The organism is Halopseudomonas yangmingensis (assembly GCF_900114825.1).
Lineage (GTDB): Bacteria > Pseudomonadota > Gammaproteobacteria > Pseudomonadales > Pseudomonadaceae > Halopseudomonas > Halopseudomonas yangmingensis.
The window spans coordinates 227,313-246,678 of the sequence record NZ_FOUI01000003.1 but is presented as its reverse complement, the minus strand read 5'-3'; the positions used below and the strand labels follow the sequence as shown (position 1 = coordinate 246,678).

Here is a 19,366-nt window from a genome sequence, read left to right as displayed (position 1 = left end):
TTGTAGCTGGCATTGAGGTCGCAGTTGTACTGCTTGCCTGTGCTGAAGGTGGCCAGCTCGTAGTGCTTGGCGTCACGCTTGAGTTTCCCTGAGCCGTCGAATGCCCAGGATGAAGTGCCCCGCGCATAGACATACTCGACTCGGCCACCAGTCTCGGCAAACTTCGCCTCGATCAGTGTTGCCAGCCGCCGATGTAGCCAGCCGTGGAAGCGCTGGCGCAGCATCGAGCGCTTGGCGCCGGCCTTGGGCCTCCAGCCTTTCAGGTTCTCCAGCCTTTCAGGTTCTCCAGCACGATCACATCCGCCCCATGCGCCAATGCGTACTGCACCAGATGCTTTGAGGTGAGCTGTGCAATCTGCTCATTGATGTGTCGCGCCTTGCGGTGCAATCCAGCGCAAAACCCCTTGGAGAGCTTGGCCGTTTTGCGGGCTTTGCGGCGTATCAGCAGGCCGCGTTTATTGCGGCGGTCTATGTCCGCAGCCGGATGAAAAAACCTCCGGGCTACGACAGTGCCGCCAGATGAAACGATACTGGCCGTGGCCAGCGCGTTGATACCAATGTCCACAGCGCAGACCCGATCAGCCATTGGCAGGCGTTCGGGCTTCACTTCGACAGGGACGGACAAGTAGCAGCGGCGAGCCACCACCAGGGACGGCGATTTAATTGTGCCAAGCAGGTGGCGATGCCGGACCGACTTAATCGGCATGTCATGCCAAAGCCATTCGCGGCCATTCCAGAGTTTCAGGCTGACCTGAGAGAAGTCGTCGTTGAACTTGATCTGCTGGCCCCGGTACATCGCCGGGTAGCACCCCGAAACTGGGGTAAAGATCGGTGGTTTGGCATCAGGGCGGCGCCGATCACCGTCCAGCCATGCGTCATAGCGCGTCAGGTAGCTCGACACTTGGCCTTTGACAAACTCGATAGCCGCCCGCCGCAGGTAGGACGGGAATTTGTAGAAGCGCCTGGCGAAGTAGCTGTGGCGCGGCTTCGGGTTTTTCGCCGTAGGGTGAATCAGCCGTTCAACGGCAGCGGCAAAGCTGGGCGCCTTGCTGAGCGCTGGCCAGTTGTTAAGCACGACAATTGACAGGGCACGACAGTATGCCCGGTATTCCGCCAGGGTCATGCGCATCAGGTGGTGCTGATGTGCAGTGGCTTGCAGAGGCCATTTGTCGGTGCGTATCATAGCCGTTCCCATTGGTCATATAGTTAATCATGTATATGGAATATGCAAGACTTAGAACCAGCAATCACAGTGCTTATAGGCTATTTTATCATTTGGTGCTATCAATGAAGTATCGCCATAAGTGTCTGACACCAGGCATGCTTGAGCGCCTGGAAGAACTGATGCGCGGGCTGCTTGCCAAGTGGGACTGTGTGTTGGTGGAGTTTGGCGGTGAGGCTGATCACGTCCATCTGCTGTTTGAGACGAATCCAACGGTCAAGCTGTCTGACCTGGTAAAGAATCTGAAGTCCGTTACTGCGCGACACATGCGCAAGGAGTACGCCGCACACCTGGCACCGTTTTATTGGAAGCCATGTTTCTGGAATAGTGCCTATGCCCTAATCAGCGTAGGTGGGCGCGCCAACATCGAAACACTGCTTCGCTACATCGAGAATCAAGACGATCCTCGCAAGCTCGGACAGCCGCTTGACTAGCGCACGACGCCAAAGCGTTCATGCGTAGGATGCGCGGCTAAACATCTCAAAGGTTTCGAGTAAATCTGGGTATAACAATAAAAAAAAACTATTTCCGCAATCCTCAATCTGCCGCTATAAGGTGCGCAAATGGCACCTTCATTGCGGAGCTGAGTCATGAGCAAGGCCAAAGCCGATATTGAACTGGACGACGACGACTTTATTGAAGAAGACGATGCGCCGGATACCGATAATGCAGCAAGCACCAAGAGCAGCCTGACCAAGCGCCGGCTGATCGATAACTACCTGGAAGAGCGCCGCCTGCAAAAGCAGTTGTCGGATTTCGATTTCGACTTCTGATGGGCGTTTTCCTGCCACGGCGTCAATAGAGCCGGGCAATCGACTAAATTGACATTTTCTGTTTTGCCTTTTACCGGCTGACGTCTAGGCTGAACTCATCGGGAATAATTCCCATTTGCGAGTTAGGGGTGAAACATGACCAAGACCATTACTTTTGCCATCATGCATTTCGCCATTGCCTTCGCCGTGGTGTATGCCATGACCGGTAGCCTGCTGCTTGGCGGCGCAGTAGCGCTGGTAGAACCGGCTCTGAACACTGTGGCTTTTCATTTCCACGAAAAGATCTGGACACGTATCGAGCAGGCACGACGCAACGCCAAATCTGCAGAGAACCTGCTGCATGCCTGATATTTCCCAGGTTGCGTCTACTGTTGTATTTGCAGTTGGCGCAGCTTGAGATACAGATAGCGGATCTGGTCATACTCGAATGGGCTATCCAGCACGCCATAGCGAAACGGGGTGTTGTAACGCAGGTCAACCACATATAACGCCCAGGTCTCCGGGTGATGTCTGTACAGTGACTGCTGGCCAAACAAATCCAATCGCCTGTCGACCCGCCAGTCTGCCAGCAAGCCTCCTGCATCTCGCACATTGGATGGACCCAGCACCGGAAGCACCAGATAGGGCCCGGGCGGCACGCCGTAATACCCCAGGGTCTGTCCGAAATCCTCACTTTCCTGTGGCAAGCCCATCCGCTCTGCCACATCAACAAGCCCGGCAACGCCGAGCGTGCTGTTAAATAGCAAGCGTGCCGTAGTCCGCATGCCCTGTTCGAATTTGCCCTGGGCCAGGCTGTTTACCAGATTCGGTATGTCGGCCAGATTCGCGAACAGGTTTCTGATTCCCGAACGGACAAAACGCGGTGTAACAGTTTCGTAACCACGCACCATCGGAACCATGACATGCCGGTCGAGTTGGCTATTGAAACGGTAAACACGCCGGTTCAGCGGCTCCAATGGATCATGCACATCCAGTGCCCGCAAGCTGGAGCGCTCGAAACGCAACTGACTCCAGGAGTCATCCAGCGGCAATCCTTCCAGCGCGTCCCGATACTCGGCCAGGGCGGGCAGGCTTAAAAACATCATAAGCAGACCCAGCTTTACCTTCATGGCTTGCCTCCGGACAGCAGGTCCAGTGCTCTTTCAACCACGGCCTTGTGCTGCAAATGTCCGCCATGCCCGCCACGGGGGTAGATGACGGCTCGATCACCGAAGATTTCCAGCAAAAAATCGTAATCCTCGCGGGTCAATATCAGGTCGTCAGCAGCACCGATGACGGCGATACGGGGTTCATTGCCGAGGTAGTCAGCTATCGCCTGCAGGCTTGCCTGATGCGCCAGTTGCCCAAGCGTTCCGCCGGCGTGTCGCGTTTCCCAGGCGGGCCGTAGCCGGGTATTCAGATAGCAGCCAAAATCGCAGAACAACGCCTTGCGCAAATAGGGCGTCAGGGAGGTACTGACCCACAGGCGGCGATCGCCAGGGGCATATTCGGCCCGGCCATTGAGCAGATCGGACATAAATACCAGGTCGGCTGCAGCAAACCGGAAAACAGCGCCGATCAGCATCGCCAACTCGGCATCGCTGAGTGAGTTCTGCAAGCTGCCATAGAGTGCGGTCTCAAGGTCACCGCCTCCCTGCTCGGCATAATAACGGGCCACCTTGTCAAACATGCGCTCGTAGAAATCATCTGCTCCGGAGCTGTCGTCCATCTGAACCTGCACCAGCGCATCCAGCCGGCGAACCGAGTTAAGCAAGCTGACCGGCGGGTTCAACAATAAAACACGCTGAAAATCGAATTGCTTGAGCAATCGGTGATCCAGTTCGGCAACAAAGGCCGCATGCAATGCCCCCAGACTGAAGCCGACCAGATGATATCCAGTGATCTGGATGCCGGTAGCCTGTTGCGCCCGCTCGCTAGCCAGCATCATCGCCGCGTGCAGGTCACGGGCGTCATCTGCCGGCAAACCCGGCAAGGCACTGCGCGAGGCTGCCGCAAGGAAGTCATGATTGGTCGGTGAGGAAAGTACCAGCACATGCATTCCCGCCTGCCAGAACACCCGTTTCAGAAAATCCATCCGCGCACTGTCATAGCCGGAGCCGGTGCCAGCCAGCAAAAACACCAGCGGCGCAGGCTCGCGCTGCCAGGCCAGCCGGAACTCCAGATCCCGAAAGCCCGAGAGGGCTGCAGGCAATTCACGTTCGGGCAATACCCGCACGCGCAGGTCGCGCTGCCGAACATCGACATCACGCGGCAGGTCCGGCTGTTGATGGCGCGGCGTTCCGGCGATAGTCGCAAGCAGCGGGTTGGTTTCGGCGAAATCGAAATCACTGGCAGCCTCACCGGCAAATGCCGGGAGCACAGAACACAGCAGGCACAACAGAACCAGACGTACAGGCTTCATTGTTCCGACCTGTTGCGCGCCAGCGCGCCTGCAGCCAGGCCTGCAGCGCAACCTGCCAGCAGCCCACTGACGTGCGCTGTGTTGGCGATAGCACCAAAACCCGCCAGTGTAACCAGCCCGCTGAGACACAGCAGCAACCAGACCAGCATCAGTACGACCACGCCCTTGGGCAGGTCAAAGTGATGGTTGGGCGCCAACCACTGATAAAGCCAGCAGTAACCCAAGAGGCCGTAGAGCACGCCGGACATACCGCCAAACCAGGGATTCCCGCTCACCAACAGTTGCGCCAAATTGGAGACAAGGGCAAACAGCGCCAGCAGACCAAGCAGCCAAAACCCGCCGGAACGTAATTCCACACGCCTGCCAAGCTCCCACAACCAGAGCATATTGAATGCCAGATGCAGCAGACTGAAATGGATCAGTATCGGGGTAAACAGCCTCCAGGGCTGTTGCAGGTCGAGTGCCAGCTGCAGATGCTGCGGCCCCACTGGCGGGGTAACAGTGAACCACACAAGTGCATCTATACGATCACCCAGACCGGTCAAGACGGCGACCAGCAGGCACAGGGCAACCAGAAACATTGTCAGTGGGGCGTGGCGAAGCCAGAACAGCAAGCCGGGTGCAGCCTGAGCCGGTTGCTCGACAAAAGCTGCCGACAACGCCGGCACACCGTCAGCATGGAGCCGGCGAACCACCAGCGCATCTGCTTCATCCAGCGTCCAGACCACTTGCAGGCCACGCTCTTCGCTGATGCGGTGGACTGTGCCCTGCGCCCGCAAAAAACGCGACAGGGGTGCCAGATCCTCAGTCAAAGGGCATTCCAGGGCTCGGTACATGTTTGCCTCAGTCCAGTCGGGGCACATCAACCCAGACAAAGTTATCCCGCTGAAGATGCTGTTCGCCGTTCCAGCGATAGGCTACCAGTTTGCCGTACTTCACTGCGCTGTAATCAAGACAGGCCAGATTGGGACGTATCGGATGGGGTTTGCCCTGCTGCCAGTAATGACCGACAAAAAGTAGCGGCTGGCTCTGATCATAGATCAGCAGTTCGGCCTTCTGCTGCGGGCTCAATGGCCGGTCGGCTATATACTCGGGCAAGGCATCCGGCTGGAATACGATATCACCATAGGTATGCGGGTTTTCTTCCCAAAACTTGGTGCGGAAAAATGCCCGGGTAAAGCCGTCCTTGCCCGTCATGGTCATGCCGTGCGGCAATGGCATGTCAGTCCCGCGCAGCAACCGGTCAAAAACCTGATGGGCAAAACTGTCACACTCCACCGAAGCCTGCAGAAATTCCCGGTCTATACAGGCATCCGGGTATTGCGCGGCAAACGGCTGGATCAAACGGTCATCCCAGCAGGCATGCACCAGACGCACGCCTCCAAGATCGAGATACAGCGGCAACTGGTGGAACCAGCCGACAAACTCCTGCCATTCAGCCGGGTAGGCCGCGAACTGCTCCAGGGTTTCGCGAATCTGGCGCAGATGCCGCTCGCTGTGCTCGCGCACAAAACGCCGGCTGCTTCCGGCTGGTGCCGGTGTTTCCCATCCCAGTGCGTTGTACTCGTGATTGCCCATGATGCACAGCGCCTGTCCGCCCTCAACCATGTCGCGCACCAGGTGTAACGCCTCGCGAATACGCGGGCCGCGATCAACAATATCACCGAGGAACAGCGCCTTGCGTAACGGGTGCTGCCAGACGCCCTGACGTTTGCGGTAGCCAAGACGCTCGAGCAGACACTCCAGGGTATGCGCACAACCGTGCACATCGCCAATAATGTCATAGCCCTGAACGTCCGGATCAACGTCCATTTGCCTACTCCGTCAACCGGCTGGACCAGCCAAGCTTGCTGCGGCAGGTTGCATAGAAGTTATGGTCCAAAGGATGTATCAGTCGCAATTTTTGCGGCTTCTTGCGGATGGTTATGCTGTCGCCCGGTGCGCAAGTAATGTGAACCTGACCGTCGCAACTGATCTGCGGGTAGATACCGTTCTGTTTGGAGATGATGATCTTCAGCTCGCTGTTACCATCGACCACAATCGGACGGCTCGACAGGGTATGCGGGAACATCGGCACCAGTACTATGGCATCCAGCTTGGGATGCATGATTGGTCCGCCGGCTGACAGCGAATAGGCAGTGGAGCCGGTAGGCGTAGCGACGATAAGTCCGTCCGACTTCTGGCTGTACACAAACTGGCCGTCGATGAAGAGTTCAAACTCGATCATCCGTGCCGATTTTCCGGGATGCAACACCACATCATTGAGGGCTTCGCTGCTGCCCAGTTGCTCCTCACCCCGCCGCACAAAGGTATCCAGCAGGAAGCGGGTTTCCACCATGAAGCGCCCATCAAGAACATCGCCGACACGTTGCTCGAGCTCATCGGGCGAAATATCGGTCAGGAAACCCAGCCCGCCCCTGTTCACGCCCAGAACCGGCACATTGTAGCGGCACAACGCCCGTGCCGCGCCAAGCAGGCTGCCATCGCCACCGACGACAATAACCAGATCACATATCTCGCCCATCATCTTGCGCGAGCAAACCTGTAAATTGTGGCCTGGCAGCAGATCGGCCACGGCATCCTCGAGGATCACGCCGTGCCCGCTGTCGAGCAGAAAACGCTTGAGTCTTTTCAGGGTATCGACCACCCGGCCGCTGCCAAGGCGGCCAATCAGGCCGATATTGCGAAACTGCTCCATGCCACGTCTCTATATCCGGGCACTGGCGCCACATCAGAGCAGCCAGCGCGATGCCAGTCGTGGCACTGATTATTCCGCAGCGGCGCCGCCGCTGCAAATCAGTCGGTATCGCCGGTTGTGCGGGTTTGCAAGCGGGCCAGGTCTCGCTTGAGTGTGCCGTTGATGCGCTGCTGCTCCTGCAGCTGATTTTTTACGTCCATCAGTTCGCCCTGAACAATATGCAAATGCTCGGAATGACGCTCTTTGATCAGACGCATTTCTTCGGCTTTCTGCTTGCGAAAACCGTCGATCTGCTCATGCAGCTCATCCAGCTGACTCTTGAGCGATTCGATCTGTTGCACATGCAACTGCCGCTCGTCACGCAGATGCTCTATCTCGGCCTGCAGCTCACCTGGCGTCTGCGGCATCGAGGTGTCGCCGTACAGCGACTCGACGGCCGCAAGATGCAAGCGCTCGGAGGAAAGCAGGCGAGCGGCCTCTTCATCCTCGCCAAGAATACCCAGGCTGTTGCTGCGCACGGCATCGCGTATAAGGACAAAATCGGGTTTACCGGCTCGCTGCGCCGGCTTCCAGAGATGCTGGCGGTGCTCCTTGGTCGGAGCAAACCCCAGACACACCAGACGGATCGGACCGCCACCAAGATCAGGTCCGCGCGCAGCTCTCTCGGCCAGTTGTCGCAAGGGCATGTTCCAGAGTTTGCTGACCTGACCGTCCTGATTGATATCGATCAGAAAAAAAACGGCTGCGCGAATCTGCAACCGTGGATTGATCTGCAGAAACACGGCTTCAACCGTCTCGTCGGCAAATTCAGGTGCCGAAACCATGCCGTCGAGCAGCGCCTCGAACTCGGGATAAAGCATCTGCTTTGCAACACCCTGATCGGCCATGAACATAACGGCTTCGGTCAGTACCGGCTTCTGTGTCATCTATATTGGGTCCTTTTCCTGTTGTCTCCTACCCGCTCAATGGTCGGTTGACTGGAGCGCTCCCTGGACAGTGCAACCACCAACCGCGGGGCGACGGTGCACATCAGCTTCAGTGTAGCCAAATGCAGCTCAAATGTGCATCCGTATCATTGCTGCCGCCTTGCGTGCAAAGCATGGCCGTCCCAGAGGGCGCCATCGTCCGCCTCAGGCTGGCTGTAACCTGTGCCCAGAATAAGGTCCGCATGCCGCACCAGCAGTTCCTCCTGCCAGGCGTGCTGCAAGTAATTGCCCAGCAACACCAGAATCAGGACCAATGGAGGCACCAGCAACCCCAGAACACTGGCCAGCTCAATCGCGATATGCCCCCGCTGGGTCCGGAATAGTGTAGGTAGGGGCATGCGGCAGTCCTGAGGCAATTCACTGAGTTGCAACATTTAGCCACACCCAGCCGATCCTTCAAAAGCGCAAAGCACCACGCTGTGACCAACATCACATCCATCCCCTCTTCAGGCTCCGCTACCGGGCGCAATACGCCTGAAACGGATCATCCCACCCCCTGTTCCCCTGCAAAACAGTCGACGGCAAGGCAGGGATCTGCTGCATTTATTTGTTATTGACAATCAATCTCATTATCTTTAGTCTTTGATTCAAGAGCCTTCCGGGAGTTGCCATCATGTACGTATGTCTGTGCAAGGGTGTAACCGACAGCCAGATCCGCGCCGCCATCCATAATGGCGCTGACAGCATGCGTGAACTGCGTGATGCACTTGAGGTTGGCACTCAATGCGGAAAATGTGCCCGCACGTGCAAAAGCCTGTTGAAAGACTCCCGTCCAGCCCACTCCGAACATTTCGGCGGTGCACAATGGGTTGCAGCCTGAGTCTGCCCGACCGGCTGTGCAGCCCCCCCTGCCCAATCCGGCAGCGACTGCCGCTGGCACGCCAGGGAATCAGCCACAGGATACCCGCTTCCTGAGCCATTAAGCGCCATGCACTTGGTTGTTTGACAGCCTTGCACGACAGGGCCAGACTTGTCGGCCAGTACATCTGCGCGAGGTTCCCGTTATGAAAGGCGACGCCAAGGTCATCAAGCATCTGAACATCCTGCTCGGCAATGAGCTGGTTGCCATTAACCAGTATTTCCTGCATGCCCGCATGCTGCAAAACTGGGGCTTGGACAAGCTTGGCGAGCGTGAATACAAGGAATCAATCGGCGAAATGAAACATGCCGACAAGCTGACCAAGCGCATTCTGTTCCTTGAGGGCATCCCAAACCTGCAGGATCTCGGCCGTCTGATGATCGGTGAAAATGTCCGGGAAATTCTTGAGTGTGACCTCAAACTCGAAGAGGGAGCCATCCCTGCCCTGCGTGAGGCCATCGCGCATTGCGAAAGCGTCGGTGACTATGTGAGCAGAGATCTCTGCCGTGAAATTCTCGAAGACGAGGAAGAACATCAGGACTGGCTTGAAACCCAGCTGGAACTGATCGATCGTATTGGTCTGGAAAACTACCAACAGTCCCAGATAGGCTGAACCCCATCGGTGATCTGCCGGCTTTGATACAGATCAACCCGCATTACCTGCGCAACAGCTATGGTGGAGATTCCACTATAGCGTTGCGGAGGTCGTTGCATGAACACCATGAAAGCTGCCGTTTTCGTCGAACCCGGCAAGATCGAGTTACAACAACGACCGATACCCAAGCCGGGCCCCACCGACGCCCTTCTCAAAGTTACCACCACCACGATTTGTGGTACTGACGTCCATATTCTCAAAGGCGAATACCCGGTCACACCTGGCCTTATCGTTGGCCACGAACCGGTCGGGGTGATAGCCGAGCTCGGCTCTGCCGTTACCGGCTACCAGGTTGGGCAACGGGTGATTGCCGGCGCCATCACGCCCTGTGGCCAATGCCACTCCTGTCTTGATGGCGTGTCCAGCCAGTGCGGCGGCAAGGCCATGGGCGGCTGGCAATTGGGCAACAGTATTGACGGATGTCAGGCCGAGTACGTATTGATCCCGAATGCCCAGGCCAACCTGACGCTGGTTCCCGACGGCCTGACCGATGAGCAGGTACTGATGTGCCCCGACATCATGAGTACCGGTTTCGGCGGTGCCGAGAGCGGGCACATTCGCATTGGCGATACCGTGGTTATTTTTGCCCAGGGGCCGATCGGACTCTGCGCGACTGCCGGCGCCAAACTGATGGGAGCAACACGGATCATTGCGGTGGACGGCGTACCGGAGCGTCTGGAGGTAGCCCGCAGGCTGGGAGCGGACATTACCTTGAATTTCCGTGACTGCGACCCGGTGACACGCATTATGGAGCTGACAGGTGGCAAAGGTGTGGATGTAGCCATCGAGGCACTAGGCACCCAGCAGACCTTCGAGTCCTGCCTGCGGGTTTTGCGGCCGGGAGGCACGCTGTCCAGTCTGGGCGTCTACTCCGGCAAGCTGAGCATGCCGCTGGATGCGATTGCAGCCGGTCTTGGTGACCACCATATAGTGACCACCCTGTGCCCTGGCGGCAAGGAACGTATGCGGCGCTTGATGGAGGTGGTGGCTTCTGGTCGGGTTGACCTGACCGCGATGGTCACGCACAGCTTTGCGCTCGACGACATAGTCGAGGCCTATGCGTTGTTTGCGGCGCAAAAGGATGGCGTGCTGAAAATTGCCATCAAGCCATGAGTTGAAAGGGGTTCTGCAGCAGGGATCGCCTGAGTCGAGTTAAACCCGGCGATCCCTGTTTACCGTCAGAGGCTGGCAAGAATCTGCGCAAGGGCTTGTGCAGGAGCCTCGGCGCGGGTTATCGGGCGACCGATCACCAGATACGAGCTGCCGTTTTCCAATGCCTGGGCGGGAGTGACCACACGACGTTGATCATCGGCAGCACTGTCGTCGGGGCGAATCCCCGGAGTCACCAGCTTGAACTCCTCGCCCAGACTGGCCCGCAGCGCCCGAGCTTCACGCGCCGAGCAAACCACGCCATCCATGCCCGATTCAGCCGCCAGTCGCGCCAGCCGTTGTACCTGCACCATGGGCTCGATATCAATACCCACTTCCTGCAGATCTTCCTGTTCCAGACTGGTCAATACGGTCACTGCTGTCAGTAACGGCCGATTACCGTTAAAACGGGCCAGGGTTTCTCGGCACGCCTCCATCATCCGCCGCCCGCCACCAGCGTGCACATTGACCATCCAGACACCCAGTTCGGCTGCAACACGAACAGCTGCGGCTGTGGTATTGGGAATATCGTGGAACTTGAGATCAAGGAATACCTCGAAGCCCTTGGCCTGCAACTGTTCTACCACCACCGGCCCACTGCGGGTAAAGAGCTCCTTACCAACCTTGAGCCGACAGTCCTGCGGATTCAACTGATCCGCCAGCGTCAGTGCATCGGCAGCGTGCGGATAATCCAGTGCAACTATGATCGGAGATGTGGTTGTCATCAGCTGTTCCTTGAAAAAAACATGGCCTTCAATGGGCTGTCTGTGCTGCTGCGGGCTCGGCTTGATCCAGCCTGCGCATGGTTGACCATGCATGACAGGCCGGACATTGCCAGTGCATGGCTTTTGCGGAAAACCCGCAGCCATCACAGCGGTAATTCATCCGCACGGCATACAGGCTACGGATAATTTGGCGAAGCTCCAGCAACTGTTCCGGGCCATTGCCTTTCTGGCGTTCCAGACGCAAATCGACCAGATACAACAACCCTTGCAAGGATGGTATCCGCTGAAGTTGTCGCAGCATGAGCTGCTCTGCCGCGAGAGAGCCATCACGCTGGCGCACGGTCTCGGCCTGCAGCAGTAGCGTATCTGTTGAAGGCGCTTGAGTTCGATGAATTTTATCGAGGTATTCTAGCACGTCGAGCTGGCCGACTGCCGCCATTCGATGGATCAGCGGCAGACTCTGGGGTATCAGGGCCATATCTTCACAGGCCAGACGCAGCAACCATCGCCTGGCTTGTGCCGGCCTGCCTTGCTCGTGTTCCAGCTCTGCCAGCATCAACATGGCACGCAACGAGCGCGGGTCTTTCTTCATGGCCATGCGCAACCGGCTGCGCGCCGATCTGACCGAACCGGCACGCAAGAGCTTCTCGGCCAGTTCGCAATAATAGTGTGACAGCGTTACAGCAAACTGAGGCCGCTCCCGGTAGAGCAAGGTGCCGTACTCGACTGCCTGTTGCCAGTCGCGCTCACGCTCGCTGAGTCTGACCCTGTCGGCCAGGGCCTCGGCCTTTACACTTGATCCTGCAATCAACTGGTCCAGTAACTGCCCTGCGCGCGGGTCAAGCCCAACGGCAAGGTAATTCCGGGCCAGCTCAAGCTGCACCCTGTCTGACTGTGTTGTCGGCAGCGCCGGTCTTGCAAGCAAATTCTGGTGGATGCGAATGGCTCGCTGCACATCGCCACGCTGGCGAAACAGCTTGCCAATGGCGATATGCGTCTCCACGGTCTCGGGATTTATTTCAAGCGCACGAACAAAGGCTTCCAGGGCTTCGTCAGGTTGCTCGTCGAGAAGATGGTTGAGTCCGATGAAGTACTGACGGTCCAGTGCACTGCCGTGCGGCCCCGGCATAACACCTATGCGGACGGCCTGACGACGCCCGAGAAACCATCCGATCGCCAGAGCCAGCACAAACAAACCGGCGAACCACAGGTCCTGCATTACCTGTCAGTCCTTTATCGGTTCTGTACGCAGTTTGTCGACTTCCTTGCGATACCGGCTGAGCTCCTGCCCCTGCCGAAGCAGACGTAACCGCAGGCGGGCACTGACCAGCCAGCCGGCAAACAGACCTAAGGCACTACCGGTGATGAACACCAGTATGCTCAGGAGGGCCAGAGGTAATTCGGGGGACTGCATGTCAAGAAAGCCGATCTGGACACGCTGCTGGTTTTCCAGGACAAAGTCCAGAGTGGCCAGCGCCACCAGCAGCAGAATGATGATCAAGAGTGCGCGCTTGAGCCAGTGCATGCCCTACTCCCAGCAGTTGTCCGGTCTGCGAGTATAGCCCAGCGCCACGCTTGACTGATACCGGATCAGTCGGTCAGCGACTCGTTGACGCGGTCTCTGAGCTCCTTGCCGGGTTTGAAATGCGGGACGTATTTGCCATCAAGCTGGACAGAGTCACCGGTACGTGGGTTGCGCCCTATGCGTGGTGCCCGGTAGTGCAGGGAAAAACTGCCAAACCCGCGGATCTCAATCCGCTCGCCGCTGGCAAGCACTTGTGTCATGTGCTCCAGCACGGTTTTTATGGCCAGTTCAACATCCCGATATGTCAACTGCGCCTGTTTGTCGACAATGCGTTCGATCAGCTCCGACTTGGTCATGGTTTTCCTTTTCTTATCAAGCGGCTGCATCCGTTTAGAACGGTTTTACCACGGCTGCAGGCATTTGAACAGGATTACGCTGATCGGCGGATTTGATCGAGTGTGCGGCAAGCGCTCACCGGGTTGCAGATGGCAAGCGCTCAGGGAGTACAACTATCGCAGTAGCAGCAGCGGCTTGCGTGTACGGGCCAATAGGTTGGTGGTGGTGCTACCGACGAAGAACTGGCGAATGCGTGAATGACCGTAGGCGCCCATGACAATCAGGTCGATATCATGCTCTTGTTCATAGCCAAGCAATGTGGCCTCCACCTCTCCGGCGCGGATCTCGCTGTGCACGTCATGGCCGGCGCGGCGAAGGCGTTCAGCAGCCTCGTCCAGGGCTGCGCGAGCATCACCGGTATCAGCCCCTACCTGCAACAGGTGCACCGGCAATCCCTTGAAAAGAGGGCTTACGGCCAGCATTTCAACACCCTTGCGCGTGCTCGGACCGTTATCGAAAGCCAGCATCAGACGGCGAGGGACACTAAACTCGCCGGTAGTCACCAGAATCGGTCGGTGCAGGGTACGGACCACACTTTCCAGATGGCTGCCAACGTGTTGCCCGAGCGAGTCACCCTCCTCGCCCTGGCGACCCATGACCAGCAGCCGCATTTCGCTCTCCAACTCCTGAAGCGATTCGACCAGATCTCCGTGACGCTGGCGCTGCAACGGCTCGACAATGCCTTGTGCGCGCACTCGCTCAGCGGCCACATCAAGCAGATGCCGCCCCTGCTCGCGCATCAGCCGTGCGCGCTTCTCGTCCAGTTCGGCAAGCTCCTGCAACAGTAACTCGCGACTGCCCAGGCCGATATTGCCAGAGAGGTCGCCCGGTACCGGAAAGCTGGAATGATCCAGCACATGCAGCAGGGTCAGAACCGACTGCAGGCGCTGGGCGCACCAGGCCGCATAATCACAGACCGCCAAGGCGGAGCGCGAGGCGTCAATACAGGCAATGACTCCCGGTGTACCCGTGCTTGTCCCAGTGTTCATCGTCAGTGCCCCATCAGCTGGTCAATGGCTTGCGGCTTGTCGTGTACGCCAAAACGGTCAACGATGGTGGCGCTGGCCTGATTCATGCCAAGAATCTCCACCGCTGTACCTTCCCGACGGAACTTGATAACCACCTTGTCGAGCGCCGCCACAGCGGTGATATCCCAGAAGTGCGCGCGCCCAAGATCGATAACCACCTTATCAAGGGCTTCCTTGAAATCAAAGGCGGCCACGAACTTGTCAGCGGAGCTGAAGAACACCTGACCAACCACTCGATAGCTGCGCTGACGACCACCGGCATCCAGTTCGCTGCCGATATGCAGGTAGTGCGCCATCTTGTTGGCAAAGAACATCGCTGCCAGCAGTACGCCGACAAATACACCATAGGCCAGATTATGCGTGCCTACCGTTACCACCACGGTGGCGAGCATCACGATATTGGTCGATAGCGGATGTTGCTTGAGGTTACGCAACGAATCCCAACTGAAGGTGCCGATTGACACCATGATCATCACGGCCACCAGTGCAGCCATGGGGATCAGGCCAACCCAGTCACTGAGAAATACCACCATCAGCAATAGCACCACGCCGGCCGTCAAGCAGGACAACCGGGTGCGCCCGCCCGACTTCACGTTGATCACCGATTGCCCGATCATCGCACAGCCGGCCATGCCGCCCATCAAGCCGGCACCGATGTTGGCAATGCCCTGCCCCTTGCATTCACGATTTTTGTCACTGCAGGTATCGGTCAGATCATCAACGATGGTTGCGGTCATCATCGACTCCAGCAAACCCACCACGGCCAGTGCCGCCGAATAAGGCAGAATGATCAGCAGTGTTTCAAGAGTCAGCGCCACATCCGGCCAGAGAAAGACCGGCAATGTATCCGGCAGCTCGCCCATATCCGCAACACTGCGGATATCCAGCCCCAGCAGCAGTGCCACCGCGGTAAGTGTGAGGATGCATACCAGCGGCGAGGGTATCGCCTTGCCGACCACCGGCACATAGGGGAACAGATAGATGATTCCCAGACCAGCCGCGGTCATCGCATACACATGCCAGGTAACACCGGTCAGCTCGGGTAGCTGCGCCATAAAGATAAGAATTGCCAGCGCATTGACAAATCCGGTCACCACCGAGCGCGACACAAAACGCATCAGAGAGCCCAGTTTGAGGTATCCGGCAGCAATCTGCAGCACCCCGCACAACACGGTGGCAGCCAGCAGATATTCAAGACCGTGCTCACGCACCAGGGTGACCATCAACAGCGCCATGGCGCCGGTTGCTGCCGAGATCATGCCCGGACGGCCGCCAGTAAAGGCTATCACCACCGCTATACAGAATGAGGCATATAGCCCAACCTTAGGGTCAACACCGGCGATGATTGAGAAAGCGATCGCCTCGGGAATCAGCGCCAGCGCCACCACCAGACCGGCAAGCAGGTCGCCGCGTATGTTGGAAAACCATTCGAAACGGAGTTTCTGGGAAAAGGTCATTGCTGCAATCCGGGAGCCAGTTCGAAAGGGCGCGAAGTCTAGCACAGCAACATCTTTGCTTTCCCCTTCGGCAAACTTCGCCGGCATGCTAGAGTCCAAGTTGCTCATTTCACTGATTTTTGCCAGGTCACTCATGCCGATCCACCAGCCCCATTCCCCTGCCCTGTTGCGTGGCCGCCCCCTGTGGCTGCTGGCTGCCACTCTGCTGCTGACCGGCTGCGCCGGCCAATCGACACAGGCTCTGGCCAGTGCCCAGCCGGCGGCACAACCAGCCGTCATTCAGACACCTGCCAGTCAGCCGACTCAGGCTGTTGCAGTAATCCCCGTGGAACAGAGCATGCAGGACTGGTTGTCTGCCTTGCGTGGCGATGCCCTGGCAGCAGGCATTGATGCCGCACTGTTCGATCGCGTGACCGGCGGCCTGGAACCTGACCCGGTGGTGCTGCGCGCCGACCGCAGTCAGCCGGAGTTTACCCGCCCGGTGTGGGAGTACCTGGACGGAGCGCTGTCAGCGCACCGGGTAAATCGCGGTCGCCAGCTGCTCGGCAACCATGCACAGACACTCGGGGCAATTGAGCAGCGCTACGGGGTGGACCGGCATATTCTGGTTGCCATCTGGGGGCTGGAAAGCAATTTCGGCAGCCATATGGGCAACCATTCGGTAGTCCGCTCATTGGCCACGCTGGGCCATCAGGGCCGGCGCCCCGAGTTTGCCCGCAGCCAATTGCTGGCGGCACTCGACATCTTGCAACGCGGTGATATCAGCCCCGAGCGCATGCTTGGCTCCTGGGCCGGCGCCATGGGCCAGACGCAGTTCATCCCGACCACCTACAACTCCCATGCGGTGGATTTTGACGGCGATGGCCGACGGGATATCTGGCAGTCATCCGCTGATGCCCTGGCCTCGGCAGCCAATTACCTGACTGCCAACAACTGGCGCAGCAGTCAGCCGTGGGGCATCGAAGTGCGACTGCCAGACAGCTTTGATTATTCGCGTGCTGACATGTCGATCCGGCTTCCCTTGAATCAGTGGCAGACACTGGGCGTTCGCAGCGCCAGCAATATGTCCATGCCCGGCGATGGCGAGCTTGAAGCCAGCCTGTTACTGCCCGCCGGCCATCAGGGACCGGCGTTTCTGGTATTCGGCAACTTCCGCAGCATCCTGCGCTACAACAATTCCACCAGCTATGCACTGGCCATCGGCCTGCTCAGCGAACGCCTCCAGGGCGGTGGCCAGATCCATGCCAGCTGGCCAATGAACGAGCGACCACTGTCACGCTCCGAGCGGGTAGAGCTGCAGGAACGCCTGCATCAGGCAGGCTTTGACCCCGGTGGCATCGACGGCATCATAGGTGCGAATACCCGACACGCCGTTCGCGATCTGCAACAACACCTGGGCAAACCGGCTGACGGCTATCCGTCGGCCACCCTGCTCGAACAACTGCGCGGACTCTGACCGGGACCGCTGCTGTGCTAGAATCCGGCGCGCCAGCCCCGCGGCGCCCGCCGCGTATTGCCGAGGAGCCCTGCAACCATGTCCGATACTCCGCGCAAACCCGCCAGCGGCGAGAAATTCCGCACAGCCGAAGGCATTACCGCGATCAAGGACGGACAAAAGCGCCGCGCCGGCAGCGAGGCGCCCAAGACCTTCGAACCCAAGCCCAGGTGGCTACGGGTCAAGGCCGCAGGCGGTGAGCGCTTCGAGGCTGTAAAGCGCAATGTGGCAGAGCATCGGCTGAGTACTGTCTGTGCTGAATCACACTGCCCGAACATGGGCGAATGCTGGTCCAGCGGCACGGCCACCATCATGCTGATGGGCTCGGTATGCACCCGCGCCTGCCGTTTCTGTGCGGTGGATACCGGCAATCCGAATGGCTGGCTGGACCTTGAGGAACCGCAAAATACGGCCCGTTCGGTGGAACTGATGGGGCTACGCTATGTGGTACTGACCTCGGTCGACCGTGACGATCTGGATGATGGTGGTGCCGCCCACTATGCAGCCTGCATCCGTGCCATAAAGCAGAACACCCCGCAGGTAGTGGTGGAGGCGCTGACGCCGGACTTTGATGCTGATCCGGCGGCGGTTGAACAGGTGGTGGATTCAGGGCTTGAGGTATTTGCGCAGAATGTCGAAACCGTCGAGCGCCTGACCCATGAGGTGCGTGATCCGCGGGCCGGCTACGGCAAGACCCTGCAGGTACTGGCGCATGCCAAGCGCCATCGCCCCGAGGTATTGACCAAGACCAGCCTGATGCTCGGACTCGGGGAAACTGATGATGAGGTACTGCAGACCTTCCGCGACCTGCGTGCGATTGGGGTGGACATTGTGACCCTCGGCCAGTACCTGCAACCGACCCGCAACCACCTGCCGGTGCAACGCTGGGTCAGCCCCGAGGAATTCAACCGGTTGCGTGACATTGGCCTGCAGATGGGCTTTATGGAGGTGGCTGCCGGACCGCTGGTGCGCTCCAGCTACCGGGCCGACCGGGTATTCGAAAAAAACAACCTGGGACTGGCTGCTCCGGCCGTAGTGCCCGGGCAAGTCGTGGAAGTGCAGCCGAAGCTTATTCCACTGCACGCCCTGGATCAGGACAACGGATAACCAAGCTGGCGGCGCAGGGCCTGCTCCAGACGCCGGCTGACCTCTTGCATGTCAACCGGTTGCGCTGTCTGGTCACACAGACGGGTCATCTGCAGTCCGCTGTAGCCACAGGGATTGATACGGCTGAAGGGTGACAGGTCCATATCCACGTTCAGCGCCAGGCCGTGAAACGAGCACCCCCGGCGCACGCGCAATCCTAGCGAGGCAATCTTGGCATTGCCGACATACACACCGGGCGCATCGGCCCGCGCCGCCGCCTTGACCCCGTAGCTGTCCAACAGTTCTACCAGCGCCTGTTCGAGTGCCGTGACCAGCTCGCGCACGCCAATCCCCAGCCGGCGCAGATCCAGCAACACATAGCCGACCAGCTGGCCCGGACCGTGGTAGGTCACCTGCCCACCGCGCTCCACCTGCACCACAGGAATATCACCCGGTGCCAGCAGATGCTCCGCCTTGCCAGCCTGCCCTTGGGTAAATACCGGCGGATGCTGCAACAGCCAGATCTGGTCTGGTGTCTCGGCATCGCGCTCGGCGGTGTAGGTGCGCATCGCCTCCAGAGTCGGCAGATAATCCACCAGGCCAAGACGACGCACGTCAAGGGCCGGCATCAGAGCACCATATGCACGCGGCCAGTGGCCTTGAGTTCTGCATGCAGCGCCTGCAACTGCTCGGCGCCAGTGGCATGTATCTCCATCCGCAGCGACAGAAACCGGCCGTTGCTGCTGTCACGCACATCGATACAGGTCGCATCAAAACCGGGCGCATGTCGCTCGACAATCGACACCACCAGTTCGGTAAAGCCCTCGCCAGCCGAGCCAATCACCTTGATAGGGTACTGGCAGGGAAACTCGATCTTCGGCGCTTCGGGGGTCTGTATAGCCATGCCTGGA

General features: G+C 58.6%; 25 protein-coding genes. 8 read left to right on the top strand and 17 right to left on the bottom strand.

The annotated features are described in order from the left end of the window. Together BMZ23_RS15045 and BMZ23_RS05295 are read right to left on the bottom strand one after the other, a co-directional pair. The coding region (locus tag BMZ23_RS15045; RefSeq protein ID WP_218143568.1) for a hypothetical protein at positions 1 to 224 on the bottom strand (224 nt) is incomplete at its 3' end. 35 nt (positions 225 to 259) lie between these two features. Further along, positions 260 to 1,129 (bottom strand): hypothetical protein, encoded by an 870-nt coding sequence (locus BMZ23_RS05295; protein ID WP_218143567.1) that lies wholly within the window; start codon positions 1,127 to 1,129, stop codon positions 260 to 262. Between the two features lie 83 nt (positions 1,130 to 1,212). Here BMZ23_RS05295 and tnpA point away from each other — a divergent pair, with 83 nt between their 5' ends. The 3 genes from tnpA to BMZ23_RS05280 all read left to right on the top strand — a co-directional run bounded on the left by tnpA (position 1,213) and on the right by BMZ23_RS05280 (position 2,343). Beyond that, positions 1,213 to 1,656 (top strand): IS200/IS605 family transposase, encoded by a 444-nt coding sequence (gene tnpA, locus BMZ23_RS05290; RefSeq protein WP_093473645.1) that lies wholly within the window; start codon positions 1,213 to 1,215, stop codon positions 1,654 to 1,656. A gap of 156 nt (positions 1,657 to 1,812) precedes the next feature. Then, complete coding sequence (locus BMZ23_RS05285) at positions 1,813 to 1,995, top strand: PA3496 family putative envelope integrity protein (protein WP_093473643.1); 183 nt, start codon at positions 1,813 to 1,815, stop codon at positions 1,993 to 1,995. 135 nt (positions 1,996 to 2,130) lie between these two features. Further along, positions 2,131 to 2,343 (top strand): DUF2061 domain-containing protein, encoded by a 213-nt coding sequence (locus tag BMZ23_RS05280; protein WP_093473641.1) that lies wholly within the window; start codon positions 2,131 to 2,133, stop codon positions 2,341 to 2,343. Between the two features lie 17 nt (positions 2,344 to 2,360). Here the strand turns inward: BMZ23_RS05280 and BMZ23_RS05275 are convergent, their stop codons facing one another. The 7 genes from BMZ23_RS05275 to BMZ23_RS05245 all read right to left on the bottom strand — a co-directional run bounded on the left by BMZ23_RS05275 (position 2,361) and on the right by BMZ23_RS05245 (position 8,418). Then, the gene (locus BMZ23_RS05275) at positions 2,361 to 3,104 is read right to left on the bottom strand and encodes an MlaA family lipoprotein (RefSeq protein WP_093473639.1); all 744 of its coding nucleotides are present in this window, start codon (positions 3,102 to 3,104) and stop codon (positions 2,361 to 2,363) included. Beyond that, positions 3,101 to 4,396 (bottom strand): alpha/beta fold hydrolase, encoded by a 1,296-nt coding sequence (locus BMZ23_RS05270; protein WP_093473637.1) that lies wholly within the window; start codon positions 4,394 to 4,396, stop codon positions 3,101 to 3,103. The genes BMZ23_RS05275 and BMZ23_RS05270 overlap by 4 nt, the downstream gene beginning before the upstream one ends. Next, positions 4,393 to 5,232 (bottom strand): rhomboid family intramembrane serine protease, encoded by an 840-nt coding sequence (locus BMZ23_RS05265; RefSeq protein ID WP_281242301.1) that lies wholly within the window; start codon positions 5,230 to 5,232, stop codon positions 4,393 to 4,395. The genes BMZ23_RS05270 and BMZ23_RS05265 overlap by 4 nt, the downstream gene beginning before the upstream one ends. Before the next feature lie 7 nt (positions 5,233 to 5,239). Continuing rightward, positions 5,240 to 6,208 (bottom strand): metallophosphoesterase, encoded by a 969-nt coding sequence (locus tag BMZ23_RS05260; protein WP_093473633.1) that lies wholly within the window; start codon positions 6,206 to 6,208, stop codon positions 5,240 to 5,242. 4 nt (positions 6,209 to 6,212) lie between these two features. Further along, positions 6,213 to 7,094: an NAD(+) kinase gene (locus BMZ23_RS05255; RefSeq protein WP_093473631.1), complete on the bottom strand. Its 882-nt coding sequence runs from the start codon at positions 7,092 to 7,094 to the stop codon at positions 6,213 to 6,215. A gap of 98 nt (positions 7,095 to 7,192) precedes the next feature. Beyond that, a complete protein-coding gene (locus BMZ23_RS05250; protein ID WP_093473629.1) occupies positions 7,193 to 8,020 on the bottom strand; it encodes a coiled-coil domain-containing protein in 828 nt (275 codons plus the stop codon). A 146-nt stretch (positions 8,021 to 8,166) separates the two neighbouring features. Further along, complete coding sequence (locus tag BMZ23_RS05245) at positions 8,167 to 8,418, bottom strand: hypothetical protein (RefSeq protein WP_143069565.1); 252 nt, start codon at positions 8,416 to 8,418, stop codon at positions 8,167 to 8,169. A 275-nt stretch (positions 8,419 to 8,693) separates the two neighbouring features. Between BMZ23_RS05245 and BMZ23_RS05240 the strand changes: the two genes are divergently transcribed. The 3 genes from BMZ23_RS05240 (at position 8,694) to BMZ23_RS05230 (ending at position 10,707) form a co-directional block, all read left to right on the top strand. Next, positions 8,694 to 8,900, top strand: coding sequence for a bacterioferritin-associated ferredoxin (locus BMZ23_RS05240; protein ID WP_093473625.1), 207 nt, complete (start codon positions 8,694 to 8,696; stop codon positions 8,898 to 8,900). Positions 8,901 to 9,084: 184 nt separating this feature from the next. Continuing rightward, positions 9,085 to 9,552, top strand: coding sequence for a bacterioferritin (bfr, locus tag BMZ23_RS05235; RefSeq protein ID WP_093473623.1), 468 nt, complete (start codon positions 9,085 to 9,087; stop codon positions 9,550 to 9,552). 99 nt (positions 9,553 to 9,651) lie between these two features. Further along, positions 9,652 to 10,707 carry an NAD(P)-dependent alcohol dehydrogenase gene (locus BMZ23_RS05230; RefSeq protein WP_093473621.1) on the top strand — a complete coding sequence of 352 codons (1,056 nt, stop codon included), beginning with the start codon at positions 9,652 to 9,654 and terminating at the stop codon, positions 10,705 to 10,707. Positions 10,708 to 10,772: 65 nt separating this feature from the next. Here BMZ23_RS05230 and pyrF read toward each other — a convergent pair whose 3' ends face one another. The 6 genes from pyrF to BMZ23_RS05200 all read right to left on the bottom strand — a co-directional run bounded on the left by pyrF (position 10,773) and on the right by BMZ23_RS05200 (position 15,874). Further along, positions 10,773 to 11,468, bottom strand: coding sequence for an orotidine-5'-phosphate decarboxylase (gene pyrF, locus BMZ23_RS05225; protein WP_093473619.1), 696 nt, complete (start codon positions 11,466 to 11,468; stop codon positions 10,773 to 10,775). A gap of 28 nt (positions 11,469 to 11,496) precedes the next feature. Then, positions 11,497 to 12,687 carry a tetratricopeptide repeat protein gene (locus BMZ23_RS05220; RefSeq protein ID WP_093473616.1) on the bottom strand — a complete coding sequence of 397 codons (1,191 nt, stop codon included), beginning with the start codon at positions 12,685 to 12,687 and terminating at the stop codon, positions 11,497 to 11,499. A 6-nt stretch (positions 12,688 to 12,693) separates the two neighbouring features. Further along, a complete protein-coding gene (locus BMZ23_RS05215) occupies positions 12,694 to 12,993 on the bottom strand; it encodes a LapA family protein (RefSeq protein WP_093473614.1) in 300 nt (99 codons plus the stop codon). Positions 12,994 to 13,058: 65 nt separating this feature from the next. After that, complete coding sequence (gene ihfB / locus BMZ23_RS05210) at positions 13,059 to 13,349, bottom strand: integration host factor subunit beta (RefSeq protein ID WP_093473611.1); 291 nt, start codon at positions 13,347 to 13,349, stop codon at positions 13,059 to 13,061. Between the two features lie 153 nt (positions 13,350 to 13,502). After that, positions 13,503 to 14,378 (bottom strand): universal stress protein, encoded by an 876-nt coding sequence (locus BMZ23_RS05205; protein ID WP_093473609.1) that lies wholly within the window; start codon positions 14,376 to 14,378, stop codon positions 13,503 to 13,505. A gap of 2 nt (positions 14,379 to 14,380) precedes the next feature. After that, positions 14,381 to 15,874, bottom strand: coding sequence for a SulP family inorganic anion transporter (locus tag BMZ23_RS05200; protein WP_093473679.1), 1,494 nt, complete (start codon positions 15,872 to 15,874; stop codon positions 14,381 to 14,383). Positions 15,875 to 16,007: 133 nt separating this feature from the next. Between BMZ23_RS05200 and BMZ23_RS05195 the strand changes: the two genes are divergently transcribed. Both BMZ23_RS05195 and lipA read left to right on the top strand, forming a co-directional pair. Then, complete coding sequence (locus tag BMZ23_RS05195) at positions 16,008 to 17,330, top strand: lytic murein transglycosylase (protein ID WP_093473606.1); 1,323 nt, start codon at positions 16,008 to 16,010, stop codon at positions 17,328 to 17,330. Between the two features lie 78 nt (positions 17,331 to 17,408). Next, on the top strand, positions 17,409 to 18,476 hold the full coding sequence (gene lipA / locus BMZ23_RS05190) for a lipoyl synthase (RefSeq protein ID WP_093473604.1): 1,068 nt from the start codon (positions 17,409 to 17,411) through the stop codon (positions 18,474 to 18,476). Here the strand turns inward: lipA and lipB are convergent. Then, a complete protein-coding gene (lipB, locus tag BMZ23_RS05185; RefSeq protein ID WP_177197225.1) occupies positions 18,461 to 19,087 on the bottom strand; it encodes a lipoyl(octanoyl) transferase LipB in 627 nt (208 codons plus the stop codon). The two genes, lipA and lipB, sit on opposite strands and share 16 nt — an antisense overlap. Then, positions 19,084 to 19,359: an HP0495 family protein gene (locus tag BMZ23_RS05180; RefSeq protein WP_093473599.1), complete on the bottom strand. Its 276-nt coding sequence runs from the start codon at positions 19,357 to 19,359 to the stop codon at positions 19,084 to 19,086. The genes lipB and BMZ23_RS05180 overlap by 4 nt, the downstream gene beginning before the upstream one ends. Positions 19,360 to 19,366 lie beyond the last annotated feature (7 nt).

Excerpts from the sequence above, each read along its gene's own strand:
- tnpA (WP_093473645.1), top strand. The coding sequence starts at position 1,213 with ATGTATATGGAATATGCAAGACTTAGAACCAGCAATCACAGTGCTTAT.
- BMZ23_RS05230 (WP_093473621.1), top strand. The coding sequence starts at position 9,652 with ATGAACACCATGAAAGCTGCCGTTTTCGTCGAACCCGGCAAGATCGAG.
- pyrF (WP_093473619.1), bottom strand. The coding sequence starts at position 11,468 with ATGACAACCACATCTCCGATCATAGTTGCACTGGATTATCCGCACGCT.
- BMZ23_RS05250 (WP_093473629.1), bottom strand. The coding sequence starts at position 8,020 with ATGACACAGAAGCCGGTACTGACCGAAGCCGTTATGTTCATGGCCGAT.
- BMZ23_RS05200 (WP_093473679.1), bottom strand. The coding sequence starts at position 15,874 with ATGACCTTTTCCCAGAAACTCCGTTTCGAATGGTTTTCCAACATACGC.
- BMZ23_RS05205 (WP_093473609.1), bottom strand. The coding sequence starts at position 14,378 with ATGAACACTGGGACAAGCACGGGTACACCGGGAGTCATTGCCTGTATT.
- ihfB (WP_093473611.1), bottom strand. The coding sequence starts at position 13,349 with ATGACCAAGTCGGAGCTGATCGAACGCATTGTCGACAAACAGGCGCAG.
- BMZ23_RS05195 (WP_093473606.1), top strand. The coding sequence starts at position 16,008 with ATGCCGATCCACCAGCCCCATTCCCCTGCCCTGTTGCGTGGCCGCCCC.
- lipA (WP_093473604.1), top strand. The coding sequence starts at position 17,409 with ATGTCCGATACTCCGCGCAAACCCGCCAGCGGCGAGAAATTCCGCACA.
- BMZ23_RS05265 (WP_281242301.1), bottom strand. The coding sequence starts at position 5,232 with ATGTACCGAGCCCTGGAATGCCCTTTGACTGAGGATCTGGCACCCCTG.
- BMZ23_RS05285 (WP_093473643.1), top strand. The coding sequence starts at position 1,813 with ATGAGCAAGGCCAAAGCCGATATTGAACTGGACGACGACGACTTTATT.
- BMZ23_RS05220 (WP_093473616.1), bottom strand. The coding sequence starts at position 12,687 with ATGCAGGACCTGTGGTTCGCCGGTTTGTTTGTGCTGGCTCTGGCGATC.
- BMZ23_RS05245 (WP_143069565.1), bottom strand. The coding sequence starts at position 8,418 with ATGCCCCTACCTACACTATTCCGGACCCAGCGGGGGCATATCGCGATT.
- BMZ23_RS05275 (WP_093473639.1), bottom strand. The coding sequence starts at position 3,104 with ATGAAGGTAAAGCTGGGTCTGCTTATGATGTTTTTAAGCCTGCCCGCC.
- BMZ23_RS05260 (WP_093473633.1), bottom strand. The coding sequence starts at position 6,208 with ATGGACGTTGATCCGGACGTTCAGGGCTATGACATTATTGGCGATGTG.
- BMZ23_RS05280 (WP_093473641.1), top strand. The coding sequence starts at position 2,131 with ATGACCAAGACCATTACTTTTGCCATCATGCATTTCGCCATTGCCTTC.
- BMZ23_RS05215 (WP_093473614.1), bottom strand. The coding sequence starts at position 12,993 with ATGCACTGGCTCAAGCGCGCACTCTTGATCATCATTCTGCTGCTGGTG.
- BMZ23_RS05295 (WP_218143567.1), bottom strand. The coding sequence starts at position 1,129 with ATGCGCATGACCCTGGCGGAATACCGGGCATACTGTCGTGCCCTGTCA.
- bfr (WP_093473623.1), top strand. The coding sequence starts at position 9,085 with ATGAAAGGCGACGCCAAGGTCATCAAGCATCTGAACATCCTGCTCGGC.
- BMZ23_RS05255 (WP_093473631.1), bottom strand. The coding sequence starts at position 7,094 with ATGGAGCAGTTTCGCAATATCGGCCTGATTGGCCGCCTTGGCAGCGGC.
- BMZ23_RS05180 (WP_093473599.1), bottom strand. The coding sequence starts at position 19,359 with ATGGCTATACAGACCCCCGAAGCGCCGAAGATCGAGTTTCCCTGCCAG.
- BMZ23_RS05270 (WP_093473637.1), bottom strand. The coding sequence starts at position 4,396 with ATGAAGCCTGTACGTCTGGTTCTGTTGTGCCTGCTGTGTTCTGTGCTC.
- BMZ23_RS05240 (WP_093473625.1), top strand. The coding sequence starts at position 8,694 with ATGTACGTATGTCTGTGCAAGGGTGTAACCGACAGCCAGATCCGCGCC.